This is a genomic window from Thermomonas sp. (assembly GCF_019104945.1).
Taxonomy (GTDB): Bacteria; Pseudomonadota; Gammaproteobacteria; order Xanthomonadales; family Xanthomonadaceae; genus Thermomonas.
This window is the reverse complement of record NZ_JAHRWW010000053.1, coordinates 101,826-114,603: the sequence shown is the minus strand read 5'-3', so window position 1 is coordinate 114,603 and position 12,778 is coordinate 101,826. Positions and strand designations below refer to the sequence as shown.

Below are 12,778 nucleotides of genomic sequence, written 5' to 3'. Positions count from 1 at the left end.
AACACGTTGGGGTGCTTCAGGCTCAGTAGCTACTTCAGGCTCAGTAGCTACTTCAGGTTCAGCAGCTACTTCAGGTTCAGCAGCTACTTCAGGTTCAGCGACTGCTTCAGGCTTGTCTTCTACCTTTTCCACGGCTGGTGGGGATGGGGCGGGGGCTCCTAACAGCGCGTCTAGGTAGGCATCCACTGCCGCCGTGGGTGTTGGCGTGTTGCTGGGCGGGGGCGCTTGTGTGCTCATGCGGCTTCCCTTGCGGCAGGGGCGGTGTCGAGCAGCCATTGCAGGGCGTGCTCGTAGGCCATTAGACCGCGACCATAGAGGTGTTCTTTGCTGGCAAGCATATCGGCATCGCGCAGGCGCGTATCGAGCGGAATGGGGGTGCTGCAGATGGCGTCACCGTACAGCGTCTGCATTTGCTCAAGCACGTGCTGGCCGGACTTGGTGCGGCGGTCAAACAAGGTGGGCAAGACTTGCCGCAGCATGGGGCGCCCGCGTGAGCGCTCGACCATGGCAGCGGTATGCATCATGCCTTGCAAGCCGTGGATGGCGAGTGGGTCGGTTTGGCTAGGGACGATCAGACGATCGCAGGCGGCGAGCGCGTTGACCAAAAGCAGGCTAAGCGTGGGCGGGCAGTCCAGTAGCACGTAGTCGTAATCGTCTTTAGCGGCCTGCAGCGCACGCTCCAGTGCAAGGCCAAGGCCCGGCTGGGTGGCGCTGCGGCGTTCTAACGTGGCCATCGCTGGCTGGGCGGCAATGAGGTGGATGTTGGCAAGTGGGGTGGCGTGTGCAATTTCAGCAACACTTTGCCCGTTGAATAGCTCGTGTGTCCCGGCCGGTGGTGGGTCTGAAGGCACACGGAAGGCGCAGGTGATGGAGCCGTGCGGGTCCATATCAACGACTAAAACACGGTGGCCCAGCTCGGCGAGCCCGCGCGAGAGGCAGAGCGTGGTGGTGGTCTTGCCGACGCCACCTTTTTGGTTGGCAATAGCCCAAACCTGCATTATGGCTGTACTCCGGTGGTGGGTTGCGGGCTTTGCGTATCGCGCATGTCCACTCCATTCATGACGCTGTTGACGGCTTGTGAGTTTTCTAAAATAACGATTTCTACCCGCCGGTTGCTGCTACGCCCGGCCTGCGTGATGTTATCCGCAATGGGTTGGTATTCACTGTAGCCCATTGCCGCTAAACGATCAGGGCTGATGCCAGAAGTGATCAGGGCGTTTACGACATTCGTGGCGCGGGCGGTGGAAAGGTCCCAATTGGAGCGGAACTGCGCGTTCGAAATAGGTTGGTTGTCGGTATAGCCTTCGACGCGCACGGCGTTAGGGGCTTCGCGCAGGGCGTTGCCTAGCTGGTGGATGGTAGTAAGGGCCGCTTGGGTGGGCTGCGCTGAGCCGCTGGGAAACAGGAGGTCGCTTTGAATTTCGACCTCCAAATAATTGCGCCCGCGTTTGACCTGCACGACCCCGCTGCCGATAAGACCTGAAAGTGCCGATTCAATTTTGCTGCCGAGTGCACTGAGCTGTGCGCTGCTGGCGGCTTCCGCCATCTTTTGTGCTTCCGGTGTGGCGTTTTCCATGTCGCGCCGGGTCAGCGGCATTGGAACTTCAATACGGGTGGGCTGCGCCGGGCCACGACGGGCGCCAGTGTCGATTACTGAAGGGTGGTCGAAATCACCACCGCGCAGCTGCACTTGCCCCACTTGAATGGGCTTGATCGAACGCGGCGCGCCGCCAAACGCCGCCGATAGCGCATCGGCTACGACGCGGTACTTGCCTTCATTGAGGGTTGAGATGGCGTACATCACTACGAAAAACGCGAGGAGCAGGGTGAGCAGGTCACCGTAGGGAATGGCCCATGCTTCGTGGTTCAAGTGTTCTTCGGGCGGGTGGCGGGGGCGGCGGGCCATACGTCGCCTCGATCAATGTACGAAGCCGCTGAGGCGCGACTCGATGTTGCGCGGGTTTTCACCTTCGGCAATGGCGATAAGACCTTCGATCAGCATGTCGCGTTCCACCTGCTGACGATGGATGATGCCTTTGAGCTTTGATGCCACGGGCAAGAAGGCGAGGTTCGCCGATGCAATGCCGTAGATCGTGGCGGTAAATGCGGCCGCGATGCCGTGGCCGAGCTTGCTGGGGTCGGTGAGGTTTTGCATGACGGCAATCAGGCCGAGTACCGCGCCGATGATGCCAAGGGTAGGGGCATAGATACCCATGCCTTCATAGACTTTCGCAGCGGAAATGTCGCGGTGGTTCTGCGCTTCCGATTCGATTTCCATCATCTGCCGTAGGGTTTCAGGCTCAACGCCGTCCACGACCATCTGCAACCCTTTGCGCATAAATGGGTCGCGTAAATTATCGAGATGCGATTCCAGCGCGAGCAGGCCTTGCTTACGCGAGGTGGTGCTCCATTCCACCATGCGCGCAATCAGCGAGGCGTGGTCTTGCGGCGGCGGCACGAACACCCACTTCAAAATTTGTAGGGCGCGCCGAAAAGTAGGCAGGGAGGTTTGCAGCAAGATCGCAGCGAAGGTGCCAACGATGACGATGACGAATGCCGCTGGTGACCACAGGCCCGAGAGGCCTGCGCCTTTGAGCATGCTTCCGCCCACCAAGGCGATCAGCCCAAGGATCGCACCGATAATGCTGAGAATATCCATATACCCACACCTATCGGCTGCGGGCGCCTGCACTTGAGCCGCGCATCGCGGAGCCCAGCAGTGCATCGACATCCAAGATCATCGCCATGCGCCCGTCGCCCACAAGGCTTGCCCCCGCATAGCCGGAGATCCCGCGCAGTGAACGCGGCAGGGCTTTGATCACAACTTCTTCACGGCCAACGACGCGATCCACCAAGAGGCAGAAATGCTGTTCGCCCGACTGCAGCACCACGCCGCGCGTAGCGTCGATGGGATCGCCGGGGATACCCAGCCAATTGCGCAGGGAGAGCACGGGTAGTGGGCGCTCACGCAGATCAAGCACGCGCTGGCCGTCCATCCATAGCACGCGGCTTTCTTCGTGGGTGACCACTTCAATGACGCGCACCAGCGGCAGGGCGTACACGTCTTCGTCAATTTCCACCAGCAGTGTGGGCAGAATGGCCAGTGTCAGCGGCACGCGAATGATGAAACGTGAGCCTTTGCCCAGCTCAGACTGAATTTGTACTTGCCCGGAGAGCTCGCGGATTTTGGATTGCACCACGTCCATACCCACGCCGCGCCCGGAGATATTGGATACCTCGGTGCGCGTTGAAAAACCGGGCAGGAACAGCAGCGCCAAACATTCGTCTTCAGACAAACGCAGTGCGGCTTCGCTATCGATGAGGCCTTTTTTCACCGCACTGCGGCGGATGCCTTCGGGGTCGATGCCCGCGCCATCATCGCTGACTTCAATCGAAACGTGATCGCCTTCTTGCTGTGCCGAGAGCAGTACCCGGCCTTGTACGGGCTTGCCCGTGGCTTGGCGCTTCTCGGGCGTTTCGATGCCGTGGTCGATGGCGTTGCGCACGAGATGCACAAGCGGGTCGGACAAGGCTTCCACGAGGTTGCGATCGAGTTCGGTTTCACCGCCCTCAACCACTAATTCCACCTGTTTGCTGAGCTGGCGTGCAACATCACGCGCCACTTTGGGGAAGCGAGTGAACACGCGGCTCACTGGCTGCATACGCGCCGACATCACCGCGCCTTGCAGGCGTGCGGTGACGGTGTCGAGTGCGGTAACGGCGCGGTCGAGTGTTTCGCTGCGTAGGGTGGGGCGAATGGTTTTGAGGCGGTTGCGCGCCAGCACCAGTTCGCCCACGAGATTGACGAGCGCATCAAGGCGACGCACGTCCACGCGCACGGTGTGTTCGGCCTCGCTGCCGCCTGCGGCGGGCTTGCTATCGCCTGCAGCCGGTTTAGTTGGTGCTGCAGGTTTTGCAGGCTCAGGTGCGGGCGGAGGTGGCGGAATTTCGGCTTCGCCGGGAATTCCTCCCTTGCCGTGCAAGCTGTCGAGTAGTGCGTCGAAGTCGAGGTCGTCGAGATTGTCGGGCAGATCAAACGCGGGCGCAGCAGCGGCAGCCGGAGCGGCAACATGTGCGTCTTCACCACGAATTTGAATGAGCAGGGCTGGGTCAACGGGTTCAAGCTCAGCACCGTGGGTCAGCGCGTCCATCATGTCGATCAATAGATCAACCGAACGGTAGGCCGCCTCGAAGGTGTCGGAGTCCAGCATACGGGTGCCGCTGCGGGCGGCGTCGATGCGGTCTTCAAACGCGTGGCAAAGCGCCACCATCGGCGCGATGTCAAGGAACCCCGCGCCGCCTTTGATGGTGTGGAAACCACGGAATACGGCGTCTAGCGTGCTGCGATCTTCGGGCGCTTGCTCCAGATCCACGACCTGCTCACCGAGGCGGTCGAGGATTTCTCGCGCTTCGATGAGAAAGTCGGCACGGGCGTCGTATCCGTCTGACGTCATACTTAGATCCCGAGTGCGGCCAGTAGGTCGTTGGCCTCGTCTTGCGTGGCAGGTGCCGGGTCAACGCCTTGCACCGCCGGGCCGTGGCCTTGAGTATCGGTGCTGGTCATGGCTTTAAGGTCACCCAAACCACTTTGCAGCGAACGAATCAAATGAATGACCTTCTGAATGATTTGCCCGGTAAGGTCTTGGAAGCCTTGCGCCTCGGCCATTTGCGACAGGCGTGAGCGAATGGCTTCGACTGTGGCCTCGTGCTCAGGGCCAAGCGTGCCAAGCAGGGTGCGGCATTCGTCGGCCAGATCCAAGGTGCGCATGCTGGCTTCTTCGGTCATTTTGACCACATGTTCCAGCCGACTGCAGGCATCGGGAAGGCCGCTGTTGCTTTCTTTTGCGGCTGGAATCCGCGCATCGATACTGCGCTCAAGATCATCCAGCTCGCGGGCCAAGCTCACCAAACTGGCCACCACCGGTTGCCGGCGCCATTCCATCAATGAGTCGAGATGGCGTCGCCAGACGCTGCCATCACCTTGTTCCAGCGCCGCCATGGCAGCGCGGAGACGTTCGGCAATATGGGCTTCGTCAGCTGGGATGGCCGGTGGTTGCTCGGGCAGTGTCATGCAGCACTCTCCATTCGCTCAAAGATCTTGGTGAGCTTATCTTCAAGGGTCGCTGCGGTAAACGGTTTAATGATGTAGCCGTTCACGCCCGCCTGCGCCGCTTCGATGATCTGCTCACGTTTGGATTCGGCGGTAACCATCAGCACCGGAATCTTTTTTAATTCGGGGGCGGCGCGGATCGCCTTGAGCAATTCGATGCCGGGCATGCCGGGCATGTTCCAGTCGGTAATCACGAGATCGAACTTGGCTTTTTGTAGCTCCGCCAGACCTGTTGCACCGTCATCGGCTTCGGCGGTATTGGTGAAGCCCAAGTCGCTTAGCAGATTTTTGACGATGCGACGCATGGTCGAGAAGTCGTCAACGATGAGGATGCGAATGCCTTTGTCCATGTTGAATCCTGTAAACCTTGTTCTATGGGTATCGGTCAGAGGGAGAGTAACTTGAAAGTGGGACCGGGGCCACGTGTACAGGATAGGCGATATTTAGCCTTCGTCGGCATCAATCTCGCTGCGCCAATCGGTAAGACGTGAGCGAAGTCTCAACATGGCCTGCCCGTGGATCTGACAAACCCGCGATTCGCTGACGTTGAGTACCTCGCCAATTTCGCGCAAATTCAATTCCTGCTCGTAGTACAGCGAGAGCACCAGTTGTTCGCGCTCAGGCAGGTTGCCGATGGCATCGCCCAGTGCACTCCGAAATGCGCCTTGCTCAAGGCGACGCTCGGGGGTGCCGGTGTCGCGCTGGTCAAGCTTGGGTTCGCCGTCGTGTTCTTCGGTGTATTCGTCGAGGCTGAGCAGCTGCCCGCGCGCGGCGTCTTGCACAATGCTGTGGTATTCATCCACGCTCATGCCCAGCCCAGCGGCGATTTCTTGGGTGCTGGCGGCGCGGCCTTCGCGTTGTTCGATGCTGCGCGTCACTGCCACCACATCGCGGTAGCGGCGGTGCACCGAACGCGGAACCCAGTCGCCCGAGCGGATCGCGTCGATCATCGCGCCGCGAATGCGGATGGATGCATAAGTTTCGAAGGTGGCGCCTTGGTCGGACTGGAAATTACGTGCTGCCTCCAATAGGCCGATCATGCCGGCTTGGATCAGATCGTCGATTTCAACACTCGACGGCAAGCGCGCGGCGAGGTGGTGGGCGATACGGCGGACGAGTTCGGAATGCTGCCCGACAATGCCAGCGACATTGCTATTTTGCTGTGCGCGGTATTGGGCAGTTCCGACGTTCATCACGCAACGGTGCTCCCTTGGGTGGCGACTAGGCGGTCGGTGAAGAATTCAACGTGTCCACGTGGCCCTTGTGGGGCCTGCCATTTGCCTATCTTGCGCACAATGTCGCGAAAAGCAAGTGATGCAGGGGCGGTGGGAAAGGCTTCCACAACGGGCTCTTGGCGCTGAATGGAGAGGCGTAACCATTCATCACGGGGAATGGCGCCCAAATAGGACAGGGTGACATCTAGGAAGCGCGAGGTGACGCGTTCGAGCTTGTCGAACACGGAGCGGCCTTCGTTGACGTTCGGCACTTGGTTGGCCAGCACCTGGATGCGGTTGACGCCGCGGTCGCGGCTTAGAATTTTCACCAGCGCGTAGGCGTCGGTTACCGAGGCGGGCTCGTCGCAAACCACAAGGATGACCTCCTGCGCGGCTTGGCAGAAGGTCAGCACGCTATCGCTAATACCCGCTGGGGTATCAACGATCATCACATCGAGTGGGATGTTGAGTTGAGAGAACGCATTGACAAGGCCAATGTGCTGCTGCGGCAAAAGCTCGGTCATATGGCGCTTGCCCGAAGCAGCAGGCACCACCATCAGCCCTTTGGGGCCTTCTAAAATGGTGTCTTGCAGCTCGCAGCGCCCGGCAAAGACGTCGGCCAAGGTGAATTTGGGTGATAGGCCCAGCATCACATCGACATTGGCTAGGCCAAGGTCGGTATCGAGTAATAGGGTGCGCTGACCCGCTTCGATCATGGCCATTGCCAGATTCACGGACGTCGTGGTTTTACCCACACCGCCCTTGCCGCCGGTAACGGCGATAACACGCGGGGCGCGGAGAGGTTCGTTGGAGGTGGCGTCAGGCGAATGCATGGTGACCATCATCATGGAGGGGGCTGGCCGCGCCAGCCCGGCGCGGAAAATCAATAGCGCTGACCATACACCGTGCATCGGCCAGCTCGATGTCATCGGGCACCTGCTGGCCAGAGGCCGTGTAGGCCATAGGCAGATTATGCTGCACCAGCACCGATAGCGCAGCCCCTAGACAGGTGCTTTCGTCTAATTTGGTTAAAACGGTGGCTTCTGGGGCGGCCGAACGGTAGCGTTTCAGCAGTTCAGACAGGTCGGCTGGGTTGCCATTGGCAGGAACCACCAGCATGCAGCGCACGTTGCTGGCGCCGCGCACCCATAGGATTTGACGCAGTAGGCCGCGGTCGCGCAGGCCGTAACCAGCGGTATCAATGAGCACCAGGGGGTAGTCGGCAAGTTGCTCTAAGGCGTGGGTGAGGCCTTCGGGGCCGTCGGCGTCGCATACCGTAACGCCGAGGCGGCGGCCTAGGGCGTGCAGTTGTTCGCGTGCGCCGGTGCGCTCGTTATCGGCGCTGATCAAGGCAACATCGCGGGCGCGGTGGCGGGCGGCATAGCGCGCGGCAAGTTTGGCAATGGTGGTGGTTTTACCGGCGCCGGTAGGGCCAAGTAGGGCGATAACGCCACCTTTTTCTAGCGGGTCTTCGGTCGCAATAGGAAGCTGGGCCGCAAGCGCATTACGGGTGACTTCAACCACATCGCTGGTGGAAAGTGCGGGGTCAAGCTGGCCTGCGATCTGCTGCGCCAATGTGTCGCTGCAGCCGAAGGCGGCCAGCATGTCGAGTGCGGCGGCGCGCGCCGGGGAGCCGCGTAGGCGTTCTCCAGCAAACTGGCCGAGTTCGCGTTCAATCATTTTGCGCATAGAACTGAGTTCGGCGCGCAGTGCAGTGACGGCGGGGTCGGTCTCGACGGAGCGTAGCGGCGGTGCAGGGGTGGTACTAACCGCTGGTGCGGGGGCGGGCTGAGCGACAGCCGCGACCGGCGGTGCAGGCGGCTGAACCAAGCGGGTGGCCGGGTTGTTCGCCAAGGCCTCGCGTAGCGCTTGTGCAGGCGTCTGTGCAGGTATTGGTGCAGGCGCGGGGGGCGCTGTCGCGGCCACCGGTGTCTGTGCGGCTTTGGGGGCGCGACGCAGTGCTTTGACAAGGTCTTGCTGTGGCTCGAGCGTGGGTTCGATACGCTGCAGCGCGGCCGTGGTTTCGGCGGCGGGTTTGCGCGCTGAAAAAACCGACATCACTTGTTCGATACGGCTGCTGGAGCGTTCTTGCTTAACGGATGCTGCGGCGGCTTCTGCGGGGGCGACCGGCACGCCGTCGATATGGAACACCGCGCGCTCATGGTGGTTAGGTTCGGGAACGGTATGCGGCGCGGGCTGCGGTTCTGGTGCACTGCGCGGAGCCGGTGTTGTCATCGTGCGCAGGGTTTGCTGCACGAGCGCTTCATCGTAATCGGTGGCCGCGACCACCTCGACACCACCCTCGGCCAGCTGGTGGCTGGACAAAATAACCGCGTCCGGACCTTGTTCGTCGCGGATACGGCGCAGCGCGGTGCGCATGTCGGGAGCCGTGAAGCGTTTGATTCTCATGGTCGTTTTTTAATGTCGTGTCGATAAAAGGGTTAACCAACAGCTCCTAGCAGCCGCAACCGCTTGTCTTCCGGAACTTCACCATACGCCAGAACCGAAAGCTGCGGTACGCTGTGGCGCACCAGCCGTGAGATAGCTGCGCGGATCCCACCGGGAACAAGCAAAATGGCGGGTTCCCCCCGTTGTTCTTGCCTGCTCACGCACTCGCTGAGGCTTTGATGCAGCCGCTCAGCAAGCCCGGGTTCCAACGCAGCCCCTTGGCCGTTAACCGAGTCTTGCAAGATGCGTTCCATTTGCGGAGCTAAGGTAAAGACCGGCAGTTCGGCGGCCATCCCATTGAGTTCTTGCACGATAAAGGCCCCAAGCGCCGTGCGCACGGCGGCAGTGAGCGCGGCGGGGTCTTGGGTCATGATGCCGTGTTCAAGCAGGGCTTCCACGATGCGGCGAATTTGCTTGAGCGACACGCGTTCGGCCAGCAGGGATTGCAGCACGCGCACGATCACCGACAGCGGCAGCAGCTTCGGTGTCAGGTCTTCGACGAGCTTGGGCGACATCTTGCCGACACTGGAGAGCAGGTGCTGCACTTCATCGTGGCCCAACAGTTCACTGGCGCGCTCGCGCACAACGTGCGAGAGGTGGGTTGCAATGACGGTACCCGCATCCACCACGGTATAGCCTAAGGACTCAGCGTGGGCGCGCTGGCTGGGCAGGATCCATGTGGCATCAAGCCCAAAAGCCGGGTCTTTGCCGGGAATGCCTTCCAGCGGGCCAAACACTTTGCCGGGATCCAGCGCCATCATGCGGTCGGGGTGAAGTTCGCCGCTGCCCACCGGAACGCCGTGTACCAAAATGCGGTATTGGCCCGCAGGGAGCTCCAAATTGTCGCGCACGTGTACGGCGGGGATAAGAAAGCCGAGGTCTTGGGTAAGTTTTCGGCGCACGCCTTTGAGCCGCGTCAAAAGTTCGCCGCCTTGTGATTTATCGACCAGTGCAATGAGCTTGTAGCCCACTTCCAAGCCCAATGGCTCGGCAGGGCGGACTTCATCCCAACTTAGCTCGGCTGCGGGGGCCGCGGCTTGCGCAGCCGCTTCGTCGGCCGCGGGGACTAGCGCTGCGGCGTCTTCATTTTTCTTCAGTCGCCACGCGGCATAACCAAGGATGCCCGCAAACAGCAGGAAGGGCAGGTTGGGCATTCCCGGTACGACACCAATCAGGCCCATAAGACCGGCCGCTACGATCAGCGCGCGGCGCTGGCCGAACACCTGTTCGCCCACAGCGGCGCCCATTTCCTGCTCGCGGGTAGCGCGGGTGACCAGCATGGCCACGGCAGTGGACACCAACAGGGCCGGAAGCTGGGCCACAAGGCCGTCACCAATGGCCAGCAGGGTGTAGGTCTGCATTGCATCAGCAAAACCCAAACCGTGCTGCAAGGTGCCGATTGCCACGCCGCCAACAAGGTTGATGACAAGAATAAGCAGGCCCGCGATGGCGTCGCCGCGCACGAATTTGCTGGCACCGTCCATCGAGCCATAGAAGTCGGCTTCGTTACGCACTTCTTCGCGGCGCATTTTGGCGTCTTCGCGCGAGAGCAGGCCCGCGTTGAGATCGGCGTCGATCGCCATCTGTTTGCCGGGCAATGCGTCAAGAATAAAACGCGCCGACACTTCAGAAATACGCCCAGAGCCTTTGGTGACCACCACAAAGTTAACGATGGTGAGGATGGCGAACACGATGATGCCGACGGCATAGCTGCCGCCAACCACGAAATTGCCGAATGATTCGATCACATGCCCCGCTGCTGCGCCGCCTTGGTGGCCATGCAGCAGCACCACACGGGTGGAGGCCACGTTCAGCGAAAGCCGCAGCAGGGTGACCATCAGCAGTACGCTGGGGAAGACTGAGAATTCCAGCGGCCGTTTCACATACACCACCGCCAGCAGCACCATGAGTGACAACGCGATATTAATGGTGAAGAGAATGTCGAGCAGGAACGGCGGCAGCGGCACCACCACCATCGACAGCATTGCCAGCACCACCACCGGTGCGGCGGCACCACTGCGCAGTGAATGCAGTAGAGAATTCAACGAGTTGCCTTGTGGTGTTGCGCTCATCTTGGGGTCTGCCCATCATCCAATGCGGGGTCAATGACGACTTTGGCCAGTTGCGGCATTGGCCCCATACGTGGGTTCCAGCGACGCAGCTGGAAGACGTAAGAAAGCACTTGGGCCACGGCGGCGTAGAGCGTCACGGGAATTTCCTGATTCAATTTGGAATGGCGATACAAGGCGCGTGCCAAAGGGGGCGCCTCGATCATGCTGACCCGGTGTTTTTCGGCGACATCGCGAATGCGCATGGCAATTTCATCCACCCCAAGCGCTACCACTTTTGGGGCGGCCATCTTGCCGATTTCGTACTTGAGTGCGACCGCATAGTGGGTGGGGTTGGTGATGATGACATCGGCCGTAGGCACGGCTTCCATCATTTGCCGCTGCGCCTGCTGGCGGGCGATTTGCTTGAGCTTGCCTTTAACCTCAGGGTTACCTTCGGTTTCTTTGAACTCGTCGCGCACTTCTTGCTTGGTCATCTTGAGCTTTTGCGCCCAGTTCCAGCGCTGATAGGGCGCATCGGCGGCGGCGAGCAGGCCCATCGAGCCCACCACATAGCCAAGTACGTGCAGCATGCTGACCATGCCTTGGCTCACCGCGCTTTCCAGCGGCATCCGCTGCAGGCCAGGAATGGATTGCAGCGCGTTGCGCATCGCCCACGCCCCCACCAGCCCAACGATGAGCACGCGCAGCAGCGAGCGAATGATTTCAGCAACGCCTTCTTGCCCGTACACGCGGCGCAGCCAGGCCATGGGGCTTAGGCGTTCAAATTTGGGCTCCAGTGCCTCTGTACTAAAGCGCAGGCCCCCCATGGCCAGTGGAGAAATGAAGCAGGCCAGCAGGGCCACTGCAAGCATGGGGAGGATGGGCAGCACAGATGTGCCGAGCATCAGTACAGCGTGTTTGATTAAGCGATCATGCTGACCAATCAATTCTGGCTCGAAGGCGAGGGCATTGTGCATCCAGCCCAACGATGTGCGCGCCATGAAGCTGCCGCTGGCGAGCAGGGCGATGACGGAGCAGCCTAATACCGCGACGTTGGCAAGTTCTTTAGAGCGCGGGACATCGCCGCGTTCGCTGGCTTCGCGCAATCGTTTCGGTGTCGGGGCTTCTGTCCGGTCTTCGCGATCGGCTGTTTCACTCATGCTCTCAACCTGTTACGGCGCGGGCGGCTTGGAATGCCTCCATAAACAACGCGCGTATAGGTCCTAGCAATTCTTGTGCCAAGGCAGCCAGCAGGAACAGCCCCATAAGTAGGGCGACTGGCATGCCAATTTGGATGGGGTTGAGCTGTGGCGCAGCGCGCGCCAGCACGCCAACGATGATATGTACAGAAAGCAGGGCCACGGTGACCGGTAGTGAAATCAGCACGCTGGCACGCAAAATCACGGGAACAAATTCGGGGACGCGGGCGAGGAAGGCTTGCGTGTCCGGTAGTGCAACACCAATGGGAACCGCGCGGTAGCTATCGGCCACCAGACTAATCAGTGCAAGATGCGCATCCAAGGTGAAAAACATCAAACCGAAGGTAATAAAAAACCATAGCGAGACTACCGACATCGACGACTGATTGGCCGGGTCTGTCATCGTGGCAAACGAGAGCGCCATGTCTTGCGAAATAAACTGGCCGGCGAGGTTGCCCGCTTCAAAGGCAAGCCGAATCATCAAGCCAATAGCTGCGCCAATGGCGAGTTCGCGCAGTACCGACAGCGTGGTGAGGGCGCTCACCGTTGCCGCAGGGGGGGCAGGTAGGAAGCTGGCCATCATGGCCGAGAGCACTAGAATCAAGAGCAAGCGCGCACGCAGTGGGATGCCCCGTCCACCGACAAATGGCAATACCTGCAGCATGGCTCCGACACGCAGCGAATACCACAGTACAGTAGAAAACAGCGCAAATAGGTTGATGCCGGTAGCGGTGGTGAGCGTGATCGTGTCCACGG

Annotated in this window: 13 protein-coding genes; all 13 read right to left on the bottom strand. The window is 60.5% G+C overall.

All coding sequences use genetic code 11. The features are described 5' to 3' along the window. A partial coding sequence (locus tag KUL77_RS12515) for a hypothetical protein (protein WP_297147797.1) occupies positions 1 to 237 on the bottom strand: 237 nt, incomplete at its 3' end. Continuing rightward, positions 234 to 998 carry a ParA family protein gene (locus KUL77_RS12510; RefSeq protein ID WP_297147795.1) on the bottom strand — a complete coding sequence of 255 codons (765 nt, stop codon included), beginning with the start codon at positions 996 to 998 and terminating at the stop codon, positions 234 to 236. The genes KUL77_RS12515 and KUL77_RS12510, both read right to left, overlap by 4 nt. After that, positions 998 to 1,906 carry a flagellar motor protein MotD gene (gene motD / locus KUL77_RS12505; RefSeq protein ID WP_297147793.1) on the bottom strand — a complete coding sequence of 303 codons (909 nt, stop codon included), beginning with the start codon at positions 1,904 to 1,906 and terminating at the stop codon, positions 998 to 1,000. Before motD ends, KUL77_RS12510 begins: the two co-directional genes overlap by 1 nt. Positions 1,907 to 1,918: 12 nt before the next feature. Further along, positions 1,919 to 2,659, bottom strand: a complete 741-nt coding sequence (locus KUL77_RS12500) for a flagellar motor protein (protein ID WP_297147791.1) — start codon at positions 2,657 to 2,659, stop codon at positions 1,919 to 1,921. A gap of 10 nt (positions 2,660 to 2,669) precedes the next feature. Continuing rightward, positions 2,670 to 4,454 (bottom strand): chemotaxis protein CheA, encoded by a 1,785-nt coding sequence (locus tag KUL77_RS12495; RefSeq protein ID WP_297147789.1) that lies wholly within the window; start codon positions 4,452 to 4,454, stop codon positions 2,670 to 2,672. A gap of 2 nt (positions 4,455 to 4,456) precedes the next feature. Beyond that, on the bottom strand, positions 4,457 to 5,071 hold the full coding sequence (locus tag KUL77_RS12490) for a protein phosphatase CheZ (RefSeq protein WP_297147787.1): 615 nt from the start codon (positions 5,069 to 5,071) through the stop codon (positions 4,457 to 4,459). Further along, positions 5,068 to 5,460, bottom strand: coding sequence for a chemotaxis response regulator CheY (locus KUL77_RS12485; protein ID WP_297147786.1), 393 nt, complete (start codon positions 5,458 to 5,460; stop codon positions 5,068 to 5,070). The genes KUL77_RS12490 and KUL77_RS12485 overlap by 4 nt, the downstream gene beginning before the upstream one ends. A gap of 93 nt (positions 5,461 to 5,553) precedes the next feature. After that, positions 5,554 to 6,303: an RNA polymerase sigma factor FliA gene (locus KUL77_RS12480; protein WP_297147784.1), complete on the bottom strand. Its 750-nt coding sequence runs from the start codon at positions 6,301 to 6,303 to the stop codon at positions 5,554 to 5,556. After that, positions 6,303 to 7,157 carry a P-loop NTPase gene (locus tag KUL77_RS12475; RefSeq protein WP_297147782.1) on the bottom strand — a complete coding sequence of 285 codons (855 nt, stop codon included), beginning with the start codon at positions 7,155 to 7,157 and terminating at the stop codon, positions 6,303 to 6,305. The genes KUL77_RS12480 and KUL77_RS12475 overlap by 1 nt, the downstream gene beginning before the upstream one ends. Then, entirely contained in the window at positions 7,144 to 8,733 is a 1,590-nt protein-coding gene (gene flhF / locus KUL77_RS12470) for a flagellar biosynthesis protein FlhF (protein WP_297147780.1), read from the bottom strand. Before flhF ends, KUL77_RS12475 begins: the two co-directional genes overlap by 14 nt. Positions 8,734 to 8,765: 32 nt before the next feature. Beyond that, positions 8,766 to 10,844: a flagellar biosynthesis protein FlhA gene (gene flhA / locus KUL77_RS12465; RefSeq protein WP_297147778.1), complete on the bottom strand. Its 2,079-nt coding sequence runs from the start codon at positions 10,842 to 10,844 to the stop codon at positions 8,766 to 8,768. Then, entirely contained in the window at positions 10,841 to 11,983 is a 1,143-nt protein-coding gene (gene flhB, locus KUL77_RS12460) for a flagellar biosynthesis protein FlhB (protein WP_297147776.1), read from the bottom strand. The genes flhA and flhB overlap by 4 nt, the downstream gene beginning before the upstream one ends. A gap of 4 nt (positions 11,984 to 11,987) precedes the next feature. Continuing rightward, the gene (gene fliR / locus KUL77_RS12455; RefSeq protein ID WP_297147773.1) at positions 11,988 to 12,776 is read right to left on the bottom strand and encodes a flagellar biosynthetic protein FliR; all 789 of its coding nucleotides are present in this window, start codon (positions 12,774 to 12,776) and stop codon (positions 11,988 to 11,990) included. Positions 12,777 to 12,778 lie beyond the last annotated feature (2 nt).